The following is a 22,428-nucleotide window of genomic DNA, read 5'->3' on the forward strand; positions in this document are numbered from 1 at the left end:
CTCTTTATTTCAAATAAATAAGTATTTTCATTACAAACTATTGTCAAAAAACTACTAACAAAATTTTTTCTATTTTAAAGTTTTACTAAAGGATATGGATAATTCCCACCTAAAGAAATCTCATATTTTTCTAGTTCTTTGGGTGTGAGTTTGTAAAGTGTATGAACCAAATTAGTAGGAACATCGCTAAGCTGTGGCAACCAATAATTTACAAATTCAGCATTTTCATCATAATCTCTAGCTTGTTTGATGATATTAAAATAACGGTTTTCTCTTGGGTCATTTCCTACGCCAGCAATATATGCCCAGTTTGCCCAGTTACTTGTAACATCGTAATCTATCAATTTTGTTTCAAAATAAGAAGCTCCCCAACGCCAATCTAGCTTCAAATCTTTTACTAAAAAAGAAGCTACATTTTGCCTTCCTCTATTAGACATAAAACCTGTTTCATTGAGTTCTTTCATATTTGCGTCAATAAAAGGAATTCCTGTTTTGGCTGTTTTCCATTTATCAAATAACTTTTTAGATGGGTCATTTTCAAAATGATTTTCTAATGTTTCTCTATCTTTTCCATAAATACGTTCTAGATTTTCATCATCTTTCATGCCTTCTAAAAGAAAAATTTTATTGCCATATTTGGCTGCAATAAATTTAAAATATTCTCTCCATAGAAGTTCAAATTTTATCCAATATGTAGATTCATTGCTAGTTATTTCATTTTCATAGCGTTCTACTTCTGACCAAATCATTTTTGGAGAAATAGAACCATTGGATAGCCAAGCTGAAAATTTAGAAGAATAATCACCTCCTAAAAGTCCATTTCGTGTTTCTTTATAGGTTTGAAGTAAATTAGATTCAAAAAGATAATAATTTAATCGTTGTAAAGCTGCTGTTTCTCCTCCTTCAAATCTCAGAACTGCTTTTGGATGATGTAACGATTTTATTTCTACTTCTGTGAAACCAAAGTCTTGTAAAGTAGGAAGTTGTGTAGATTCTAATTCAGAAAAAAATTCACTTTTATCTTTTAAATTTTCTAACTCTTTAGGAATAGTAATGGGTTTTGAAACAATTGAAGATTTTTCTATCTGCTTTCTAAATTCTGTAAAAATATTTGGCAAATTATCTAGTTCGAATGGTAATTCTTCAAAACTGAAAAGAGTTTGTTGAAAAGTTAAATCTAATCTTGTATTCGTTTTTGACAACACTTGCTTTACTTTGCCTTCCAAATTTATTTCTTCATAAGTTATTTCTTTCGAACTAAAAATAGTTTCTATTTCTAATTTTTGGGCAAGATTTGATAAAATATCTTCTGTCTTTCCTTTGTAAACAAATAAATCAGAACCATAACTTTGAAGTTGTTTCTTTAAGTCTTGTACAGATTCTAGTAAAAAATTAGTTCTAAAAACTCCTGTTTTAGGTAAACTAAGTTTTGTTTTTTCAAAATTAGTTTCATCAAAAATATAAACTAGAATTACATTAGTTGTAGCTTCTTTAGTATCAAAAGCCTTTTTTAAAACTGGATTATCATTTAATCGTAAATCGTTGCGAAGCCAAACTAGCGTATTTTTCATGGATTTTTTTATTTGTCTTAGTAAATTGTCGCACACTTTAAAGTATTCTGACAATTATCATTTTTATTACAACCTAAACTCAAACAATTAGTAAACTGTTTGCTACAATTGTTAAATATTACTACTAAAAAACTACACCCAAACCAAAACCAGCTCTCGGCAAAACACCTTGATAACCTCTATCAAAAATACCATTGTGCCAACGGATAATATCACTGTGCTGAATTTTTTCTGTATTCTGAATTTCTGTTTGTATTTCTGTATTTACACCTCTGTATCCTGCTCCAACATATAAATCAACAAAAAAATATTGAGCAAAGGTTTGTTGAAAACCAAACTGAATTCCTCCACTTAAAGCCTCTGTATTTTGAATTCCTTTATAAGTAAGAAAGTTTTCTTTTCCTGTATCATCAAAGTAAGAAATATCTTTATAGTCATAATTTTGTTCAAACTGCTCTGCTCTTGCCCAAATACCCACATAAATTCCTTGTTGATAAGATTTATTGTTTGAGTTTGTACGAACTTTAAAACGCTTTACATAAAAACGATATTGAGCTTCCAAATTATATCCACTTTCTTTTAGATATTCATTACTTAGTCCTGTAAGTCCTCCATACAAAACAAAACTTCGGTCTTGATATTTATTAAAACGTTGAATTCCGATTTGTAATGTAGAACGAAAAATATAAGTAGGAACAAACGAAATAGCCGTTTTTTTGGGAGGCAACACCTGATTTTGATTTGTAGTTTGTTCTTGAGTTTGCTGTGCTTTTAATAGAATAGAATAGGAATAAACTGATAGAAATAGTAAAAAGGTTACTAACTTAAAAATTATTTTCGATAAAAAAAGCTGTTTCATAAAGTCGGTTTTATTTTAAAATAGGTAATAAGAAGCTCGTTAAAATTAATTTATAGGATACTTAACAAAATCATCGTATTTTTAATAAAGTCAGTTTTTTATTTTTGTTGCTCAACGTAGATTCTAGGTTTGCGTTAAGTCTATTATATCACAAAAATATACTTCTAAATTAAACTTTATTATGGACAATACAGAATTACATCAAAAAAACACTTCTGCTTGGAGAATCCAAACTTGGATTTCATTTTTATTTGCCTTTGTAGGCACAAGCGCAGGAATTGCATATCTTCCAGCCGATTGGTGGATAAAAGGATTTTTATTAATGGGTATGTTCTTTACAGTTGGTTCTGCCTTCACACTCTCAAAAACTATTAGAGACGACCACGAAAGTGACAAAATTATTAACCGAATCAAAAATGCCAAAACTGAACGAGTTTTGAAAGATTTTGAGTAAAAAAAATTGTTGCTCGAAAGAATGATAATAAAAATACATTTATGAAAAATTATTATTTTACTCTGATAACTATCTGACACTTTAAAAGTATCTTGACAGTTTACTTATTTTAAATTTAACTTTATTTTATACTCATGAAAAAATCATCATCAGACCTTGGCTCATCTTTAGTAGGCATAACTTTTTTAGTTTTAATTGTTTTTGGAGTTTTAAAATGGCTTCAAATTCCGACAGGCGATTTTATGGATTGGGCAATCGGAGTAGGTATTTTTTGGTGGCTTTTACTTATCACTACTGTTCCTTGGAATATGCACTTTAAAGCAAAAGAAATTTTGTCAGATGTAAAAGAATCGGAAAAGACAGGAATTTCAGTTGAAAATATTGATATTGAGTATGCTCAAAAAATATCAAAAATATACCTTTTTGTTGCTATACTTCTGCATATTTTATCAGCTATTGGTCTTTATATTTTAGCAAAAACAGGTGTTAGTGTTGTGGGTTATGTGGGAGCTGGTTTTGCACTTGCCCTGACGGTGCTTCGCCCTTCTGTCAGGATGTATGAGTATATTTCGTACCGTCTTTCGAATATGAGCCAACGCATAAAATATCCTAGAGAAGACATAAATAAGGTTACTTCTGATTTGGAGCAATTAAAATATGAAGTTGCAGCACTCACTGAAAAACTAGATATAGAAAATTCAAACTCTTGGGTAACTCGCAAAGAAAATGAAATGCAAGAACTTAGAGAATCTATGCGACAAATTCGTCAGAATTTTGAAACTCTGAACGTTCAAACACAATCCAATCATCAAGCACTAGTTAAACAAACTGAAAACAAAATTGCATCACTTTCAGAAGATGCTCAGTTTCTGAATCAAGCTAGGCAGCTTGTGAGGTTTATAAAAGAAGCATAATTTATTTTATACAATTCGAATATTTTCTAAACTTTCAATAAAGGTTATCACACTTATTTTTGTATAACAGTCTTCCAGACTGTTGAATTTTATAAAATAATTTGTTTGATGTTCAGAATGGAAGTCTAAACTATCTTAATACAAACCACGATAAGGTTTATTATACAATCAAAAATTCCTACCTTTACTTTATCAACTAAACAAAAAAATTAAGAGGAATAGATTATGAAAAACGATAAATCAATAGCTACAAATCAAAAACCATTGATTTTAGTTTCGAATGATGATGGAATTACAGCAAAGGGAATACGAGAGTTAGTAGAAATGATGACTCTCTTAGGAGAAGTAATTGTAGTTGCTCCTGATAGTCCACAGTCTGGAATGGGACATGCTATTACAATTCACATGCCTTTGAAAGTTAGAAAATCTGATGTTTTTAAAGATTTGAATGTCGAAGCCTATGAATGTTCTGGTACGCCTGCTGATTGTGTCAAACTTGCCAAATTTCATTTGTTCCAAAACAGAACACCTGATTTGGTAGTGAGTGGAATTAATCATGGCAGTAATACCTCAATTAGTATTTTATACTCTGGAACGATGTCAGCAGCTATTGAGGGAGCTATTGAAGGACTTCCCTCAATTGGTTTTTCATTGTGTGATTATGGAGAAAATGCTGATTTTTCTCATATTCGTCCTCATTTATTAAAAATTGCAGAGCAAACACTTAAAAATGGACTTCCTAAAAATGTAGCCTTGAACGTCAATTTTCCTCCACGCTTTGATAAAGAAACTAAAGAAGAAAACGATATAAAAGGAACAAAAATTTGCAGACAAGCACACGCACGTTGGCAAGAAAAATTTGATTTACGAACAGATCCTTATGGTAGAGAATATTTATGGCTCGCAGGAGATTTTGTAAATCCAGACAAAGGCGATGATACCGATGAGTGGGCAATAAATAATGGGTATGTTTCTATTGTGCCTTGTCAATTCGATATGACAGCACACCACGGAATTACACATATCAACAACGAATGGGATATATAAAAATACAAATTTAGATTTTAGAAGGTAGAATTTAGAATTAGTACAAAGAGGAATTTGAAGCATTCAAATTCCTCTTTGTATGAAATTATAATTCGTTTTTGGTATCTTATGAGCGACATTTTCTCACAACTAAACAGCATTCAATTTCTTCATCTCTTCTTGTGCTGCGTATCTAAAATCTCCATGTTTTACATTCTTAAAATATTGAATAGCAAAATCATTTTTTCCTATTTTTCGATACATTACACCTGTTGCAAAGGTAAATTGGGCTTGTAGAGTAGGAGGAATGTTACTCAAATGAGAAAGCTGTCTCATTTCTGTAATGGCTTCATCTGTATTTCCTGAATGAAAAAGTGAAACTGCACGCAAAAAACGAACATCATAACGCAAAGGTTGAATAGCTAAACAAGAATCTGAAGAATGGATAGCTTCCTGATAATCCTCATTCTGAAACTGTAAAAGAGCCAATTCTGAATAAGAACGAGCCTTTGTATCATAATCCTTTGCATGTCCGACTGCAACTTTCAGTCTTTCTATAACTGTTGTATGATTAATTTCTTCTACTGCTAATTGTCCTCCTAGTTCATTAGCTTGTGCATAATTTGGGTCTTGTTTTAGAGCCTGATGAACATATTCTTTTGCTGTTTTATATTCAAAAATAGTGTGATAGGCTTGTGCTAATCTATATTGATAATTGGGCATCATCTTGAAAACTTTCTCTTTGAAAGAACCTACATTTGCCTTTGCTAGAGCATCTTTTGCTTTTTCATACTCTCCAATTTCATGTAGCGCATAACCCAATTGAAAATAAAAACGAGGAGCATCTTTAGAATCACTCAATAATTTCAATCCAGCTTCTGCGTCTGAAATAGCCTGTGCATATTCTTTTTCTTGATTATGATACCAAGCTGAAAAATACCAAACGTGTGAGTTTTGGGGAGCAATCGAACGAGCATCCTGCAAATGAACAGGAAAACCTACAACTTCTTCTTGAGAATACAATAATTTCAAAATATGTAAACGATACGACAAACGACGCTGTGTATTATCTTCAAACTGTGCTGCTTTTCCCAAATAAACTATTACTTTTGACATATTTCCTTTATAGCCATATAGCTTTGAAAGAGCGATATAAGACTCTACATGGTCTTCTTTTAATTGGGTTGCTTTTTCCAAACAATCAATTGCATTATCTACTCTTTTGAGCAAATAATAACATTTACCTTGCTGTACAAAATATTTATAATTACTTGGGTCTTTGGCAATAGCTTTGTCATACAATGAAATGGCTGTTGTATACTGTCGTTTGGCTCTAAATGTTTCTGCTTGTACATATTCCTCTAGTCCACCTCCAGAATGTTGGGCTGCTAATTGAGCTGACAACAAAGGAAATATACTAAACAGCAAAATAATTAAAAAAATAGTATTTTTCATGTATAAAAAATGACGAATAAGGAACAAATACAAAGTTGTAAGCCTAATTGAAATATAGATATAGATTGTATATTAATGTGTTGAATTATAGTTTTTCTTAACCAAAACAGATTTAGGAATAATCTCAACTATATAACTCTTTAGTAAACAAGATGTTGCAATTGCAATTTATTTTTACTGACTACAAAGATACAGACACTACGTTGTTAATCAAAAAATATAAGCATGTTATTTATACTATATCCAATAGTTTACCAAAGTTTAATTCAATACAATTAATTAGGATGATTTTTATGTGAACTGCCTATTTAATACGATAAAAAAATAAAAAAGTCTGTAAAATAATGAGTAGGAGCTATAGAAAATTTATTTTTTTTGACTTGAAAAATTTATCGTTGTACATAATTATTTATTTGTACACAATAAAAAGAAATATAAAAGCTCATTGAGAACTATTAAAAACCCAAATTGATTCATTGCAGATAAAAAGAAATGTTATTTGAAAGAGAGTTTTTTTATAAAAAAACAGAATTTCCAATAGTTTTATTACTTTAGTGTTATTAAGTGAAAAACACAAGCAAATTATATTATATCTACATGAAAATTATTACTTATAACGTCAATGGAATTAGGGCAGCTTTAAAAAAAGACTTTGCTGAATGGCTAAAAGAAATTGATGCTGATATTGTGTGTGTACAAGAAATTAAAATTGATGAACAATTAGTAGACAAAGCTCTTTTTGAATCTTTAGGATATGAATCATATTGGTTTTCTGCACAAAAAAAAGGATATAGTGGAACAGCTATTCTAACTAAAATAAAACCTGTTTCAGTACAAAAAGGCTCATCTATGCAACAGTCTGATGACGAAGGAAGAGTTTTGAAAGCTAATTTTGAAGTAAATGGAGTTTCTTTTTCGCTAATAAATGTTTATATTCCATCAGGTTCTTCAGGAACACACCGTCAAGAATATAAGTACAAATGGTTAGCAGAATTTGATGAGTATTTGGAAAACGTTAGACAAGAACAACAAAACATTATTGTTTGTGGAGATTATAATATTTGTCATAAAGAAATTGATATTCATAATCCAAAAGCTAACAAGAAATCATCTGGTTTTTTGCCCGAAGAAAGAAAATGGTTAGACGATTATGAAGAAAAGGGTATGATTGATGCGTTTAGAAATTTCAATAAAGAACCTCACAACTATTCGTGGTGGACATATCGCAATAATTGTAGAGCAAAAAATTTGGGTTGGCGTATAGATTATCATTTTGTATCACAACCTTTTTCAGAATATATGACAAATTGTCAAATTCTTTCAGAAGTTGTGCATTCAGATCACTGTCCTGTTTTGCTTTCTTTAGCATTATAGATTTGAAGATACAATCCAGTAATAACCACTAAGCAAATTAGTTTGACAATACAAGACAAAAATCACTATATTTACATAATTTATGAGCAAAGTTTTTTGATTTACTAAATTATTTCTACAAATTGTTTTTTTAAAGGATTTTTAATTTCTAAATTTAGGAAAAATTAAGTCTTACTCTTAACTTAAAAAATCTTCAACTTACACTCAATCAAAATTGAAATCTAATTATATATCATTCAGACTTTCTCATCTTCAATGTTACTTAAGGCACATTCGTATGAAGCAAATACCTACTAAATTTTATTCTCTATTTTTACTTTTCGCTCTTTTTTCTTGTTTATCACTTACTTCTTGTGATAATTCTAGCTCTACAGAAGCTGGAAATGTCAGAGAAGCAAAAGGAGGACGTTTTTATGGAGGAGTATTTAATGTAAACGAAACAGAATACTTCAGAACATTATTTCCTCTAAATATTGTGGATGTTTATTCGTACCGAATTGCTTCACAAGTTTATGAAGGACTTTTTAAATTAGATCCGAAAACACTAAAGGTAGCTAACGGACTTGCAGAAAGCTATGAACTTAGTGAAGACCGTTTGGTATATACAATTCGTTTGAAAAAAGGAGTGTATTTTCATGATGATGCAGCTTTCCCATCTGGAAAAGGAAGAGAATTTACTGCTGAGGATGTAAAATATTGTTTAACTCGTCTAGCTACACAGAGCCGTGACAATCAAGGGTTTCACGTTATTGGGGGAGTAATAAAAGGAGCAACAACTTACTACAATGCAACAGCAAGTGGAGCAAAACCAACTAATGAAATAGAAGGTATAAAAGTGCTTGATACTCACACAGTTCAAATTACACTTGAAAAACCAAATGCTTTATTTCTCAATTATTTAGCTCGCCCAGAAGCCTATATTTTTGCAAAAGAAGCCTACGAAAAATATGGTGTAGATATGGGTGGAAAAGCTGTTGGAACAGGTGCTTTTGTTTTGGCAGACGTAGAAGAAGATGTTTCGGTTATCTTAAAAAGAAATGACAATTACCATGGAATAGATGAAGCTGGAAATCGTTTGCCTTATCTTGATGCTGTAAAAGTATATTTTATTAAAGACAAGAAAACAGAACTTTTTGAATTCCGTAAGAATAAACTAGATATGGTGTATCGTCTTCCAACAGATTATATTATAGATATCATAGATGAATACCAACGTGCTGACGGCTCTTTACCTTTTGAATTGGAACACGAACCAGAAATGCAAACACAGATTTTGACATTTATGACAGATGATAAAATCTTTAAGAATGCAGATGTACGTCGTGCTTTTTCTTTTGCTATCAATAAAGACGAAATTTTTGAATATGTATTAGGAGGAGAGGCATATGAAGCAGGTCATCACGGAATTACACCACCTTCTTTTAAAGATAAAGGATATCCAGATGATGTATATGGATACTCGTATAACCCAGATTCTGCTCGTTATTATTTCAATAAAGCAGGTTATAGAAATGCCAAAGATTTTCCTAAAATCACATTAGAACTCAACGCAGAAGGTGATAGAAATACAAATGTAGCTGTAGAAATCAAAAAAGATTTGAAAGATGTTTTGGGTGTTGATGTAGAACTTAACATTGTTCCAATGGCTCAATCTACTGACAAAATGATGACAGGAGATTTCCAACTTATCAAACTTTCTTGGATTGCAGATTTTCCTAGTCCAGAGGCATTTATTCGTATGTTTTATGGAAAAGATGTTCCTAGCACAGTTGGAACAGTTTCTTATCCAAACTTATCTCGTTATCAAAATCCAGAATTTGATGCACTTTATGATAAAGCAATGAATGCAGCCAATGAAGAGGAAGCAATTAAGTTTTTTGCTCAAGCTGAAAATGTAGCCATGAGAGATGCTCCAATTATTGTTTTATGGTATGATGAAGGTTATCGTTTATTACAACCTTACGTTAAAAACTTTCCTAACAATCCAATGCAGTACAGAGATTTTTCACAGGTTTATTTAGAACCAAAAGCAACTGAAAATCCAAACAATGCACAAGCAGGAAATTAAAAAATATAACTTTACAATTTTAAGAAAGCCATTTATTATCCTAATAATTGGCTTTTTTTCTGTCAAAATTTAAAATTCTAAAAAAACTAATTAACTTTTTTCTACTTAAATACAGAATAAAGCAAAGAATATGATAGAATATTGTATTTTTGTGTCTTACCTAATTATGTTCTGCTAAGTTTTGCTAATTACAAGATGGATACAAATTCGTTTAAAGATCGTATAAATAATATAGACTTCAAGGAAATAAAGCATAAAGTGCATTATTATCTTACTCGCAATCATTATTCTACATTACTTATTCATTTAGGTTTAATGGGAATTTTGGTGGCTTTTATTTTATATGCTTTCTTCTATATGTATTTACCAAGCACTACAAATCATGATACAACGATAACAGTACCTGATTTGAACAAAATGAAAATAGAAGAAGTCACATCTTTTTTAGAAAAACGTGATTTGCGTTATGAAATTGCAGATACATCTTACAACCCAGATTATCCACCTCTGACCGTTTTGCAACAAAACCCAGCAAAAAACTCTACTGTAAAGATTAATAGAAAGATTTATCTGACCATTAATTCAGAAACACCCCCAAAAACACGTATTCCTCAAATTATAGACTTTCCTTATACAAGCGCACATACACAACTCAAAAATGTGAAATTAAAAATGGGTAAGCCAGAATATGTTACCAATAGTGCTAGAAATGTAGTATTGAAGATAGCTGTCGATGGAAAAGAATATACAAAAGCTGATTTGGAAAAAGGAGTTTATATTCCACAAGGAACTGAAGTTACACTTTTTATTGCTAGTGGAAGTGTTAATGATGATTTTAAGATAGGAAATTATATAGGGCAGTATGGGGAAGATGTAAAATTAGAACTAGAAGGAAATGGATTAGATGTAGAAGTTCATTATCAAAAAGCAGAAGGAAAAGAAGCAGGAACAATCATTTCTCAAAAACCTTCGGCAGGTTCAAAGGTAATTGTAGGACAAACTATTGAGCTTTGGATAGTAGCAGCTTATGATTAATAAACCTTATCACGGTTTGTATTAAGGTAGTTCAGACTTCCAGTCTGAACATCAAAAACAATATTTTACCAAATTCAACAGTCTGGAAGACTGTTATACAAAAATAATCGTGATAACCTTTAATGAATTATGTTTTGAAATAACATTTTTTATCAAAAAGCTAAGAAATAAGTAATATCTAATTGCGTTTATTTATCAACAACAAATTCCCTTTTTCTTATTTAGTCAAAGGCAATCCTTTAATCTACCACTATGCAATTTTATAAAAATCTCTTTCTTTCTATCTTCATTGTATCATTATTTTTTACTCTTGTTTCGTGTGGAGATAATGGTTTGTATGAAAATCACAAAGAATTAGAGAATGGAGTTTGGCAAAAAGATAACCATCAATCTTTTGAAGTAGAAATAGATGATTCTCAAAAACACTCTGTTTTTTATCATTTACGCTATAATACAGATTACGATTATTGTAATAGCTATGTTCGTTATAAAATTTTTTCACCTAAAGGAAGTTTAATTACTGAAGGAATGAAATTAGATACACTCTTCGACTGTACAACAGGAAAACCACTAGGTGAAGGATTTGGTACTATTTATAGCAGAGAATTTCAACTAGAACAAAACTTTGATTTTTCTGAAAAAGGAATCTACAAAATAGAATTAGAACAGATGATGCGTAAAGATTCATTAGAAGGAATACAAACAGTAGGTTTGAGAATTGAGAACTAAAAAATATAGATTACAAAAAAATAAACATTCCTAAACTAACCTTTATTCCATTTATCGTAATTTTTAATTAGCTGTGCCGAATACTTATTTCGTAATTCGTAATTGAATTAATCGTTTTTTTCGTAATTTTGTGGCATCAAAAAAAACACCTGTTTGCAAACTGCTATGAGTACGACTAAAAATTCCAATAAAGAAACTTCAAAAAATACTTCCACTTCTTCTTCTCCACGTAAAACAAAATATATTTTTGTTACAGGTGGTGTTGCTTCTTCCTTAGGCAAAGGCATTGTTTCGGCTTCACTAGCCAAACTTTTGCAATCAAGAGGATTTTCTGTTACCATTCAAAAATTTGATCCTTATCTCAACATCGACCCAGGTACACTCAATCCGTATGAACATGGTGAATGTTATGTAACTGATGATGGTGCAGAAACCGATTTGGATTTAGGACATTATGAGCGTTTTTTAAATGTCAGCACTTCACAAGCAAACAATGTAACGACAGGAAGAATTTATAATACAGTCATTAATAAAGAACGAAAAGGCGACTTTTTAGGAAAAACTGTTCAAGTAATTCCTCATATTACTGATGAAATAAAACGTAATTTTTACTTTTTGGGAGAAACTGGAAAGTATGATATTATAATTACTGAAATTGGTGGTTGTGTTGGCGATATTGAGTCATTACCTTTTGTGGAAGCTGTTCGTCAAGCTCGTTGGGAATTGGGTGACCAAAACTCATTAGTTATTCACCTTACCTTAGTGCCTTATTTAAGTGCAGCAAAAGAACTGAAAACAAAACCTACTCAACATTCTGTCAAAATGCTTTCTGAACAAGGTGTTCAGCCTGATGTTTTGGTGTGTCGTACCGAACATTCTTTGCCTGATGACATTCGTAGAAAAATCTCACAGTTTTGTAATGTAAATATAAAATCAGTCATCGAATCGATTGATGCAGATACAATTTATGATGTTCCTCTTTTGATGAGAAAAGAACATTTAGACGATATTGTTTTAGATAAATTAGGCTTACCAACAGATAGTACACCAAACTTGGAAGAATGGAAACACTTCTTAGGAAAGCTAAAAAATCCGACTGACGAAGTAAAAATTGCTTTAGTTGGAAAATATGTAGAATTACCTGATGCTTATAAATCTATTGTCGAATCATTCATACATGCAGGTGCAGAAACTGAAACAAAAGTAAAACTAAAATGGGTTTCTTCAGAAGATTTGGATTCTGATGATGATGTAAAAAAATATTTAGAAAACATGGACGGCATTTTGGTTGCCCCTGGTTTTGGAGATAGAGGAATAGAAGGGAAAGTTTTGGCTGTCAAATATGCAAGAGAAAATAAAATTCCGTTTTTCGGAATTTGCTTAGGAATGCAAGTTGCTGTGGTAGAATTTGCTAGAAATGTCTTAAAATTAGAAGGCGCACATTCGGCAGAAATGAATCCAAATACTAATTTCCCTGTCATAGATTTAATGGCAGAACAAAAAAATATTACTACAAAAGGAGGAACAATGCGTTTGGGTGCATATCCTTGTCAGCTCAAAAAGAACTCATTGGCTTCACAGGTTTATAATGGAAAAGATTTGATTCATGAACGTCATCGTCACCGTTACGAATTCAACAATACTTTTTTGAAGGATTACGAAAAGGCAGGACTTCTTCCAACAGGAATAAACCCTGAATCAAATTTAGTAGAAATTGTAGAAATGAAACAAACTGAACACCCGTATTTTGTAGGTGTTCAGTTTCATCCAGAACTAAAAAGTACGGCTCTTAGCCCTCATCCTCTTTTTGTAGGATTTATTAAAGCTGCTCTTCAAAAGCGTTTGGAAGAAGTGGTAGAATAGTTTTTTACCTTAACGACGTTTCATTTGAACTTCGTTGACGGTTGAAAAATAAATAAAAAGAATTTTTCGGACTACTTGGCAGTTTTTTGAATTATTCCAAACAAAGGATAAAGGTTTGTTTTATAAAAAACCTATTCTTGATAAGAAAAATCGAAAATTAATTTACTTTAGTATAAATGGATAAAAATCAAACCATCGGACTCGTCTTGATGTCAGCTTTGCTTATTGCGTATATGTTCTTTTTTAGTCCTAGCAAAGATGAACAACAAGCTCAAAAACAGAGAACAGAACAAATACAAGACAGCATCAGAATAGCACAAGAAGCTGTTGCAGCCAAAACAAACACGCAGACAGAACAATCAGTAGAATTAGACTCTGCTACAAAAGCCTTGATTGCAAGTGCAAAAGAAATTGTTTTGGAAAATGATAATATCAAAGTGGCTTTGTCTTCATTAGGAGCAGAAATTTTGAATGTAGAACTCAAAAACTACGAAACTTTTGATGGAAAACCATTGATTTTGGTAGATGAGCAAAATAGTCAAATCGAACTTTCGATACCTACTTCTTCTGGAAGTGTCAGAATTGATAAACTCGGTTTTACTGTTCAGAATGCTGCAAAAGATAAAGTTACTTTTGCTGGTACAGTTGATGGAAAGCCTTTAGAAATCACTTATACATTGCCTAAAGATGGCTTTGAGTTATTTTATGCTATCAAAACTGATGCAGCTACTCAGTCTTTACAACTTTCTTGGACAGACGCTATCAAACGCACTGACCAAAATATTGAATTAGATAGAAGAGAAACTACTGTCAATTATTATACTATTGAAGATGATTTTGATTATTTGATTAAAGGAAGTACAGATGCACAAACAGAAGTTTTAGAAAATTCAGTTTCTTGGTTTTCTATGAAACAACGTTTTTTCAATGCTGCCCTTATTACTGACAAAAAGTTTGATGAATTGACTATTGGTTCTGCTGCTGTCAATGAAATGGATTCTTCTACTATTAAAACACTAAAAGTAGAAACTTCTATTCCTATTTCTTCGCTTACTGCTGATGCAAATGCTCGTTTTTATTTTGGTCCTAACAAGCACGATATTAATAAAGCTGTTACAGAAGGTTTCCAAGAAAATACGTATTTAGGTTGGGCAGTTTTGCAGCCGATAAGTTTGTATGTTATTATTCCATTATTTAATGTTTTAGAAAAATTCATTTCTAATTACGGAATTCTGATTATTGTAATGGTATTTCTTATCAAAATGGTTTTAGCTCCTCTTACTTACAAATCGTATGTAGCACAAGCTAGAACAAAAGTTTTGCAACCAGAAATCCAGAAGATTAAAGAAAAGTATCCAGACGACCAAGCCAAACAATCACAGGAAACAATGAAACTCAATAGTGAGTTTGGTGTCAATCCATTGAGTGGATGTTTGCCGATGGTATTACAGATGCCGATTATCTTTGCGTTATTTACGTTCTTTCCTAGTGCGATTCAACTTCGTAATGAAGCATTTCTGTGGGCAAGTGACCTCTCTACGTATGATTCAATCTTGAATTTACCATTTACTATTCCTTTTTATGGAAATCATGTCAGTTTGTTTACTTTGATGATGACTGCTTCACAGATTTTAGTAACAAGTGTAAGTACACAACAAACTTCAATGGCAAATTCTCCTATCAATCCAAAAGTGATGATGTACGGAATGCCAATTATGTTTATGTTTGTCTTGAACTCTTTCCCTGCTGGTCTGACACTCTATTATGTAACTTCAAACCTTGTTACACTTACGCAAACTCTTGTTATTCGTAAATTCTTTGTAAATGAAGAAAAAATTAGAGCGCAACTAGAAACACGTAGAGAAGAGAAAAAGAAAAGTGGTAAAAAAGGTTCTTCTTTCATGCAACGTATGCAAGATGCAATGGCACAAGCCCAAGAGCAACAAGCACAAGCCAAAGGAAAGCCAACTGTTGATACGAAAAAAGAAAATCCAAATAAGAAGGATAAATTGAAATAAGAGTATTTTTGGATTCAAATAAAAACGGCTTGTAGTAAAACAAGCCGTTTTTTTATGTATCAAACTCTGTTATTTCCTATGTAGAATATAAAAGCGACGATATAAGGTAATATATATTTCGTTGTTATTCGTTTTGGCAATAGTAAAAGAGTCATTCAGGGCATGTTCATAAAAACTTTGTCAGTAGTTTTTGGTAATCCAAAATAACTCTGACAATAGTTTGGGTACAAATGAACCTATTTTCCCAACTATTTACAACCTTCTGAAAGGACTCTCAAAGTTAAAAAAATAATCCTTTGTAAATTATATAACGTGAACTCGGTATTAGAATTTATGTATTTGTCAGTCTATGCTTCTTTATTAGGTGATTTGCGAATTATCTTGTCAGTACACTTTCAAGGTGTCAGACAATTTAGCCCAACATAGCTGTCTGACACTATGAAGTGTCTGACAGGGACATAAAAGCAAGAATATAATACCGAGTTTACGTATTACATAACTAAAGGGTATTGTTACATTGACTGAAAAATTGGAAACGCAGTATTTGAAAAAACTAGCATTTTATAATTCATTTTAGATCAAAATTTGTGATTTTGATATACTCAATAGAAATTGGTTTTCGAAAATTGGACGTGAAAATTAGGGGCTAAAAGTGTTTCTAGCTCATCTTTATAATCAACGATATATTCAAAAAATGCAAGGACATTAGTCCTAAATTTTTCAAATGTATTGTAGTATTCATAATCAATTATTTTCTTTCTCATCAACTTCCAAAGTCTTTCAATTAAGTTTAAATTAGGCGAGTAGGCAGGCAAGTAAATGAGTTCTATTTTAGAGCCATATACCCAGTCTTGCACCAAATAAGATTTGAAATAGGAGGCTTGGTCTAAGACCATATACACCTTGCTTTTATCTAAATACGCTGCTTCTACTTTATCTAAAAATTCTCTTACACTCTCTGAATCAACTGTTTCTGATTCACTAATGAGTATATCGCTTGGATTTTGAATGTTTACTGTACCTGTCAAATTTATGCGCTTTCTACCACTACTACTTTTAATTTCTCTTTCCTCTCCTATTGGAATCCAAGCATAATTACTTCGGGTATTCCATTGAGGATGAACAGCATCTGCGTAGAGTAGAACAGCATTTTCTGAATCTAAACGCTCTATCAAAGCCTCTATATCTTCTATAAAGTGAGTTTGAAGTTCTTTATCAGCTTTAGCAGGAACTGTTTTTGTCTTTTTATAAGAAAAACCTAGACGTTTCATCAAACTAGGAAGACTTTTAATAGCGTAATCAATACCTAAATTTTCTTTTATCCAATAAGCAATAGACTGGCAGTTTTTATGCAAGTGAGAACGAAGTTCTTTATCTAAAGCTGCCAAATCAAAACTATCCAACTTACCCCAAAAACCTAAATAATTAGAAGAAATAAAACTAGAAAGACCACAGGAATTATAACTTTTTACATAATTATAAACACTACTTAAATCAACACCTAAAAGCTCTGACAACTCCTTTGCTGACTTACCTTGGTCAAGACCTAAAAGAACAGTACAACGAATATAGTCCTTCTTTCCTGAAGAACTTTTACGATAATCTTTTAAAATATCTCGTTCAGAAATACTAAGTTGAAAATTCATAAGCTAAAAATAATCAAAATTTAGATATTTTTGAAATCTAATTACGGATGAGTATAGCTTTTTTGCCTATATAAAAATCAAAAAGTGTATTTAGAGCAAACTGATTGTTGCAACAATGCTTAACTAAAGTATCGATTTGATTAGATTTATTGGCATACTACTTTCCATATATTTCTTATTATTAGGTTTGATTTTACCATAGTTTTCTAATAGAATATTGTATGCAGTTTTGAGAACAACATGCTTCTCAGCTAAACTAAAATGAGTCATTTCGATAAAAAGTTGGAAGAAGCTAAATTTATAAACAAAAACTCCTCTAAAATTCAAAAGAACTTTAGAGGAGTTAATTTCTATATAATTGAAGAGATTATCAGATTATTTCTTTTCAGAATCTACTTCTTCATAATCTACATCTGTTACGTCTTCTGCATTTGCTGAAGAAGGCTCTTGTGAAGCGTCAGTTTGCTGACCTGCTGCACCACCCATTGGATCTTCTGGGTTTCCACCAGCATTAGCATACATTTCTTGAGAAGCTGCACCCCATGCACCTTCCAATGTTTCTAAAGCAACTTTGATTTTCTCTACATCTTTCTCTGCGTGAGAAGTGCGTAAATCTTTCAATGCTGATTCGATAGCTGTTTTGTTGGCTTCAGAAAGTTTCTCTCCGTATTCTTTAAGTTGTTTCTCAGTTTGGAAAACCATTGAATCAGCCTTATTGATTGTTTCAATGTTTTCTTTTGCTGCTTGATCTTCGCTTGCATTTGCAGCAGCTTCTTGACGCATTTTTTCGATTTCTGCATCTGTAAGACCAGAAGAAGCTTCAATACGGATTTTTTGCTCTTTTCCACTAGCCATATCTTTCGCAGATACGTTTAATAAACCATTTGCATCAATATCAAAAGTAACCTCAACTTGTGGAATACCACGAGGTGCTGGTGGAATACCATCTAAGTGGAAACGACCAATCGTTTTGTTATCTTTTGCCATTGCACGCTCTCCTTGTAAAACGTGGATTTCTACTGACGGCTGATTATCTGCTGCCGTAGAGAATACTTGTGATTTACGAGTAGGAATAGTTGTGTTTGACTCTATCAATTTTGTCATTACACCACCCATAGTTTCGATTCCTAAAGAAAGAGGAGTTACGTCTAATAATAAAACGTCTTTTACTTCTCCTGTCAAAACACCACCTTGAATAGCTGCACCTAATGCTACTACTTCGTCAGGATTTACTCCTTTTGATGGTTTTTTGCCAAAGAATTTTTCTACTTCTTCTTGGATTCTTGGGATACGAGTAGAACCACCTACTAAGATTACATCATCAATATCTGATGCTGAAAGACCTGCATCTTTCAATGCTTCTTTACAAGGCTCTAATGTTCTTTTTACTAATTCGTCAGTCAATTGCTCAAATTTAGCTCTTGAAAGTGTTGTAACCAAGTGTTTTGGAACACCGTCAATCGGCATAATATAAGGCAAGTTGATTTCTGTTTGAGTTGAGCTAGAAAGTTCAATTTTTGCACGTTCTGCTGCTTCTTTCAAACGTTGTAAAGCCATTGGGTCTTTACGCAAATCTACATTATAATCGTTTTGGAATTGGTCTGCTAACCAACCGATAATAACTTGGTCAAAATCATCTCCACCCAAGTGAGTATCTCCGTTTGTTGATTTTACTTCAAAAACGCCATCACCTAATTCTAAGATAGAAATATCAAAAGTACCACCACCTAAGTCAAAAACTGCAACAGTCATGTCTTTTTCTTTTTTATCAAGACCGTAAGCTAAAGCTGCTGCTGTTGGTTCGTTAATGATACGACGAACTTTCAAACCTGCAATTTCTCCAGCTTCTTTTGTCGCTTGACGCTGTGCATCGTTGAAGTAAGCAGGAACAGTAATTACTGCTTCTGAAACCGTTGTACCCAAATAATCTTCTGCTGTAGCCTTCATTTTTTGAAGAATCATAGCCGAAATTTCTTGTGGTGTATATTCACGTTCGTCTATCTTAACACGAGGCGTATTGTTTGCTCCTTTTACTACTTTGTAAGCAACATATTTCATTTCCTTTTCTACTTGAGAAAAGCTGTCTCCCATAAAACGCTTGATAGAAGCAATCGTTTTTTCTGGATTTGTAATAGCCTGACGTTTTGCAGAATCTCCTACTTTACGCTCGCCATTATCTAAAAAAGCTACAATTGAAGGTGTTGTACGTTTTCCTTCACTATTTGTGATTACTACTGGCTCATTGCCTTCCATTACAGATACACATGAGTTGGTTGTTCCTAAGTCGATTCCAATAATTTTTCCCATATCTTTTAGTTTTTTTCTGTATTTTGATTGAATTTGTAGAATAGACTTTAGTCTGTTCAGTAGTTCAAGTCAAAATCAATTTCTATTTAGTGATTTAAGTATATATTAAAAAATGGAGTGATATTCCTTAATTTTTAAAATAAGAGTTTTGAATTTTTATTTGATTCATTACTCTGTTTTAAATTGTATGTCAAGTATTTTACAATAGATATACCAACCTCAAAAAATAGAAGTTTAACAAAAAGAATGACAAAAAAAATGACAAAGTGACAGATTGAAGGATAGAACTAAAATTATACTTCTTAAAATCAGACAGTTAGGCTTTTGTTTTTTATTTTGAATGACAGTTTTTCTATTTTTCTTATTTGATTCGACGGAGTAAGTTATTTATATTTGGTGTTTCTTATCAAGATTTTTTTTGATAACTGTACGAATTTGTGCTTATTAAGTTAGAATATTAAAATACAATCTTCTTACTAAAAAATCTACCCTCACCATCTCTAAAGCGAACAAAATAAATTCCTTTTGCTTTATTTGTTCCATCAAATGAAATAGAAATAGACTTTTGAAATTCTGAAATAGAAACTATCTTTTGTATTCTTCCTAAAATATCAATTATTTCTATCTGTTGTAGTTTAACTTTATCATTCCATTTTATTGAAAAAGAATTAGATTGAGAAGTCATTTTTATTTGTTCAAAAAATGCCTTTTCTTGTTCATTTTCTACGGATAGAATAGTTCTTGTTCTGATTTGTGCTTTGTCTGCACCTCCTCCAGAACCTCCTGTAAATTGTGAGTAGGAAGGAAAATAAATCAATAATAAGATGAGTAGAGCAAATAGTTTTTTCATTTTTTAGGTATGATTCAGAATTTTATTTATAATTTATTACTTACAACTTACCACTAAAAATCAGAGTTTGATAATTTCGATACCTACTTTTCCAGTTGCTTTTACATAGATACGAACGTGGTCTTTATCAATCTGAATAAAGCGAGGTGAAAGCTCAAATTCTCGTAAGTCAAACAAAGCTGTTTTTCCCGTTTTGCCTTTTGAGAGTGCTGTTTGAATAATATCAGGTAATTGTTTTACATAATTATCCATTGGCAAAATAAGTAATTTTTGTAGTTCTTCTTTGACAGTTGTTTTGAGCATCCAATCTGCAACCGACAATAAATATTCTTCACTCTGCAAATCATAATCAAAGTTATCAAAATGAAGTGAATTATTCAACGAGTCAAAACGAGGTATTGCATTCAAATAAATAGTGCTATTTATATCACCTTTTACAGTAAGTTTCATAAATAGCTTTTTTCCACTTCCAAAAATTTCAGCATCTTTAATTTTGATTTTATAATCTGTATTTGGAATAACTAAAATGGTATCTTTTATTTTTTTATCTAATAAATCATTAACAGCTTTATAAGGAAGCTCACCTTTTAGATGCAATTCAAAGTCATTGTTGTTATGAGACAGAGAGTTGTTTTGCTTTAATAGAGGTAACTTTTTGAAGATTACTTTTGGTTTTTCTCCTTTTCTTTTAGTGACGACAGTTCGTAAAAGTGTTTTTAGACGAGTAGTAATAAACAATTGTTTATTTTTTCCTTCTATTTTACTAGCTTCTATTTGTATAGGTTCTGCCAAAAGCCATGTTCCATTTGTTACTTTTTTTTCTACTAAGATTGGCTCTTGAATTTTTGTCCAAATTTTACTAACCTCTTTTTCTATTACTTTTAAGTTTGAGGATGCTTTATCAATCACTTTTTCTAGTTCTGACTTTTTCTGTAGCAATTGACTTTCTAAAAGCCCTGCTAAGTCAAAATTAACTCCTAATACTTTAAATGTTGGTTTTTTTATCCATTCAATCCCTGTATATCTTGTTTTTGTATCTAGCTTCCAATCTTTATTGAGATTTATTTCTGAATGAAATTTTAGTCGTAACGAAAAATCTATTTCTTTACTTTTCTCTATTTTTTTTCCAAAAAGTTTAGTTTTGATTATTCTTTTTTCTACCCAAACATGAATAGGAATAGAATAATACATAAAATTACTATTAACAGAAATTTTGATGTTTTCTACCTTTTTGATTCTGATTTTAATGCCATCACTTTTTTTATCCTCAAAACTTTGATCTGCATAGAGCGTTCCTTTGATGGCTTCATTTATTTTTTGCTCAATTTGCGCTACTTGAAAAGTTATAGGAACTTCTAAAAAGGAAATTTGATGTTCAATAGCTTCATCAAAGGGCAAAATTTCAGGTGCTGTATTTTCATTACTATTTTTACAAGAACTAAGATTAAAGCTTAGAAACAAAGTCAATACAGAAAATAGTATCAATACAGAATATTGACTTTGTTTTTTTGATAGAATACAGAACCCCAATTTCATTAGTAATTTTATAATTAGCTTAAATTTATTCTATAGGAAGCATATAAATGACTTCTTTTACCCAATGCAAACTTCGTAAATATTCTAATGATAAAGGACGAATTTCTGAGTCAATTTCAATCACTAAGCAGGCAATTCCTCGTTTTCCTTTTCTACTAACATTCATTGTAGCAATATTACATTCATCATTAGCAAGAATATTTGAAATAAATGCGATACTTCCTGTTTTATCTTCTGCAAATATAAGAAGTGTAAAAAGTCCTGTCGTAAATCCTGCATTATAGCCGTTTACTTCTTCAATTTCTATTAATCCTCCTCCTCTGCTTATTCCTAGTATTTCTACATTTCGCTCTCCCTTCTTAAGTTTGAAACGAATAGAATTAGGATGAAAAGTAGAGGCATTTCCTACAGAACGAAAATTGTATTTCAATCCATTTTTTTTAGCTTCATCAAAAGAAGTTTTGATACGAATATCATCAGTTGCAAAACCTAAAAGTCCTGCAATAACAGCCCTATCGCTTCCATGACCTTCGTAAGTACGAGCAAAAGAATTATAAAAAATAATTTCGGCTTCTTCTGGAATAGCTCCCAAAATATCGATAGCTGCAAGACCAAGACGAACCACACCTGCTGTATGTGAACTAGAAGGACCAATCATGATAGGACCTATCATATCAAAAATACTACTTTTTTCTGTTGCCATTGTTTTATTATTTATTTTTT

The 22,428-nt window shown here is 31.5% G+C and carries 17 protein-coding genes; 9 read left to right on the plus strand and 8 right to left on the minus strand.

Annotation, left to right across the window (positions count from 1 at the left end; all coding sequences use genetic code 11):
- Positions 1–74: 74 nt before the first annotated feature.
- Entirely contained in the window at positions 75–1,571 is a 1,497-nt protein-coding gene (locus tag V9L05_RS04675) for a DASH family cryptochrome (protein ID WP_338814567.1), read from the minus strand.
- A 124-nt stretch (positions 1,572–1,695) separates the two neighbouring features.
- A complete protein-coding gene (locus V9L05_RS04680; protein ID WP_338790082.1) occupies positions 1,696–2,430 on the minus strand; it encodes a hypothetical protein in 735 nt (244 codons plus the stop codon).
- A 181-nt stretch (positions 2,431–2,611) separates the two neighbouring features.
- Between V9L05_RS04680 and V9L05_RS04685 the strand changes: the two genes are divergently transcribed.
- From V9L05_RS04685 to surE, 3 genes are all read left to right on the plus strand, one after another.
- Positions 2,612–2,884 (plus strand): YiaA/YiaB family inner membrane protein, encoded by a 273-nt coding sequence (locus V9L05_RS04685; protein WP_338790081.1) that lies wholly within the window; start codon positions 2,612–2,614, stop codon positions 2,882–2,884.
- 134 nt (positions 2,885–3,018) lie between these two features.
- Positions 3,019–3,798 carry a hypothetical protein gene (locus V9L05_RS04690; protein ID WP_338790080.1) on the plus strand — a complete coding sequence of 260 codons (780 nt, stop codon included), beginning with the start codon at positions 3,019–3,021 and terminating at the stop codon, positions 3,796–3,798.
- A gap of 225 nt (positions 3,799–4,023) precedes the next feature.
- Complete coding sequence (gene surE / locus V9L05_RS04695) at positions 4,024–4,845, plus strand: 5'/3'-nucleotidase SurE (RefSeq protein ID WP_338790079.1); 822 nt, start codon at positions 4,024–4,026, stop codon at positions 4,843–4,845.
- A 129-nt stretch (positions 4,846–4,974) separates the two neighbouring features.
- On the opposite strand, the gene V9L05_RS04700 is transcribed toward surE, so the two are convergent.
- Positions 4,975–6,279 (minus strand): tetratricopeptide repeat protein, encoded by a 1,305-nt coding sequence (locus V9L05_RS04700; RefSeq protein ID WP_338790078.1) that lies wholly within the window; start codon positions 6,277–6,279, stop codon positions 4,975–4,977.
- 597 nt (positions 6,280–6,876) lie between these two features.
- On the opposite strand from V9L05_RS04700, the gene V9L05_RS04705 reads away from it, so the two are divergent.
- The 6 genes from V9L05_RS04705 to yidC all read left to right on the plus strand — a co-directional run bounded on the left by V9L05_RS04705 (position 6,877) and on the right by yidC (position 15,366).
- Positions 6,877–7,653 carry an exodeoxyribonuclease III gene (locus V9L05_RS04705; RefSeq protein WP_338814568.1) on the plus strand — a complete coding sequence of 259 codons (777 nt, stop codon included), beginning with the start codon at positions 6,877–6,879 and terminating at the stop codon, positions 7,651–7,653.
- Between the two features lie 277 nt (positions 7,654–7,930).
- Positions 7,931–9,721 carry an ABC transporter substrate-binding protein gene (locus tag V9L05_RS04710; RefSeq protein WP_338814569.1) on the plus strand — a complete coding sequence of 597 codons (1,791 nt, stop codon included), beginning with the start codon at positions 7,931–7,933 and terminating at the stop codon, positions 9,719–9,721.
- A 195-nt stretch (positions 9,722–9,916) separates the two neighbouring features.
- Positions 9,917–10,756: a PASTA domain-containing protein gene (locus V9L05_RS04715; RefSeq protein WP_338814570.1), complete on the plus strand. Its 840-nt coding sequence runs from the start codon at positions 9,917–9,919 to the stop codon at positions 10,754–10,756.
- A gap of 252 nt (positions 10,757–11,008) precedes the next feature.
- A complete protein-coding gene (locus V9L05_RS04720; protein WP_338790073.1) occupies positions 11,009–11,485 on the plus strand; it encodes a gliding motility lipoprotein GldH in 477 nt (158 codons plus the stop codon).
- A gap of 165 nt (positions 11,486–11,650) precedes the next feature.
- Positions 11,651–13,348, plus strand: a complete 1,698-nt coding sequence (locus V9L05_RS04725; protein WP_338790072.1) for a CTP synthase — start codon at positions 11,651–11,653, stop codon at positions 13,346–13,348.
- Positions 13,349–13,524: 176 nt separating this feature from the next.
- Positions 13,525–15,366: a membrane protein insertase YidC gene (gene yidC, locus V9L05_RS04730; RefSeq protein ID WP_338814571.1), complete on the plus strand. Its 1,842-nt coding sequence runs from the start codon at positions 13,525–13,527 to the stop codon at positions 15,364–15,366.
- Between the two features lie 602 nt (positions 15,367–15,968).
- Here yidC and V9L05_RS04735 read toward each other — a convergent pair.
- From V9L05_RS04735 to sdaAB, 5 genes are all read right to left on the minus strand, one after another.
- On the minus strand, positions 15,969–17,012 hold the full coding sequence (locus V9L05_RS04735; protein ID WP_338813962.1) for an IS630 family transposase: 1,044 nt from the start codon (positions 17,010–17,012) through the stop codon (positions 15,969–15,971).
- A gap of 375 nt (positions 17,013–17,387) precedes the next feature.
- The gene (dnaK, locus tag V9L05_RS04740; protein ID WP_338790070.1) at positions 17,388–19,319 is read right to left on the minus strand and encodes a molecular chaperone DnaK; all 1,932 of its coding nucleotides are present in this window, start codon (positions 19,317–19,319) and stop codon (positions 17,388–17,390) included.
- 457 nt (positions 19,320–19,776) lie between these two features.
- Positions 19,777–20,169 carry a T9SS type A sorting domain-containing protein gene (locus V9L05_RS04745; protein ID WP_338814572.1) on the minus strand — a complete coding sequence of 131 codons (393 nt, stop codon included), beginning with the start codon at positions 20,167–20,169 and terminating at the stop codon, positions 19,777–19,779.
- A 60-nt stretch (positions 20,170–20,229) separates the two neighbouring features.
- A complete protein-coding gene (locus V9L05_RS04750; RefSeq protein ID WP_338814573.1) occupies positions 20,230–21,630 on the minus strand; it encodes a DUF4403 family protein in 1,401 nt (466 codons plus the stop codon).
- Between the two features lie 100 nt (positions 21,631–21,730).
- On the minus strand, positions 21,731–22,408 hold the full coding sequence (gene sdaAB, locus V9L05_RS04755) for an L-serine ammonia-lyase, iron-sulfur-dependent subunit beta (RefSeq protein WP_338790067.1): 678 nt from the start codon (positions 22,406–22,408) through the stop codon (positions 21,731–21,733).
- Between the last annotated feature and the right edge of the window lie 20 nt (positions 22,409–22,428).

This window comes from Bernardetia sp. Wsw4-3y2, from assembly GCF_037126295.1.
Classification (GTDB): domain Bacteria; phylum Bacteroidota; class Bacteroidia; order Cytophagales; family Bernardetiaceae; genus Bernardetia.

Coding starts and splice junctions, on each gene's coding strand:
- V9L05_RS04675 (WP_338814567.1), bottom strand. CDS start 1,571: ATGAAAAATACGCTAGTTTGGCTTCGCAACGATTTACGATTAAATGAT.
- V9L05_RS04680 (WP_338790082.1), bottom strand. CDS start 2,430: ATGAAACAGCTTTTTTTATCGAAAATAATTTTTAAGTTAGTAACCTTT.
- V9L05_RS04685 (WP_338790081.1), top strand. CDS start 2,612: ATGGACAATACAGAATTACATCAAAAAAACACTTCTGCTTGGAGAATC.
- V9L05_RS04690 (WP_338790080.1), top strand. CDS start 3,019: ATGAAAAAATCATCATCAGACCTTGGCTCATCTTTAGTAGGCATAACT.
- surE (WP_338790079.1), top strand. CDS start 4,024: ATGAAAAACGATAAATCAATAGCTACAAATCAAAAACCATTGATTTTA.
- V9L05_RS04700 (WP_338790078.1), bottom strand. CDS start 6,279: ATGAAAAATACTATTTTTTTAATTATTTTGCTGTTTAGTATATTTCCT.
- V9L05_RS04705 (WP_338814568.1), top strand. CDS start 6,877: ATGAAAATTATTACTTATAACGTCAATGGAATTAGGGCAGCTTTAAAA.
- V9L05_RS04710 (WP_338814569.1), top strand. CDS start 7,931: ATGAAGCAAATACCTACTAAATTTTATTCTCTATTTTTACTTTTCGCT.
- V9L05_RS04715 (WP_338814570.1), top strand. CDS start 9,917: ATGGATACAAATTCGTTTAAAGATCGTATAAATAATATAGACTTCAAG.
- V9L05_RS04720 (WP_338790073.1), top strand. CDS start 11,009: ATGCAATTTTATAAAAATCTCTTTCTTTCTATCTTCATTGTATCATTA.
- V9L05_RS04725 (WP_338790072.1), top strand. CDS start 11,651: ATGAGTACGACTAAAAATTCCAATAAAGAAACTTCAAAAAATACTTCC.
- yidC (WP_338814571.1), top strand. CDS start 13,525: ATGGATAAAAATCAAACCATCGGACTCGTCTTGATGTCAGCTTTGCTT.
- V9L05_RS04735 (WP_338813962.1), bottom strand. CDS start 17,012: ATGAATTTTCAACTTAGTATTTCTGAACGAGATATTTTAAAAGATTAT.
- dnaK (WP_338790070.1), bottom strand. CDS start 19,319: ATGGGAAAAATTATTGGAATCGACTTAGGAACAACCAACTCATGTGTA.
- V9L05_RS04745 (WP_338814572.1), bottom strand. CDS start 20,169: ATGAAAAAACTATTTGCTCTACTCATCTTATTATTGATTTATTTTCCT.
- sdaAB (WP_338790067.1), bottom strand. CDS start 22,408: ATGGCAACAGAAAAAAGTAGTATTTTTGATATGATAGGTCCTATCATG.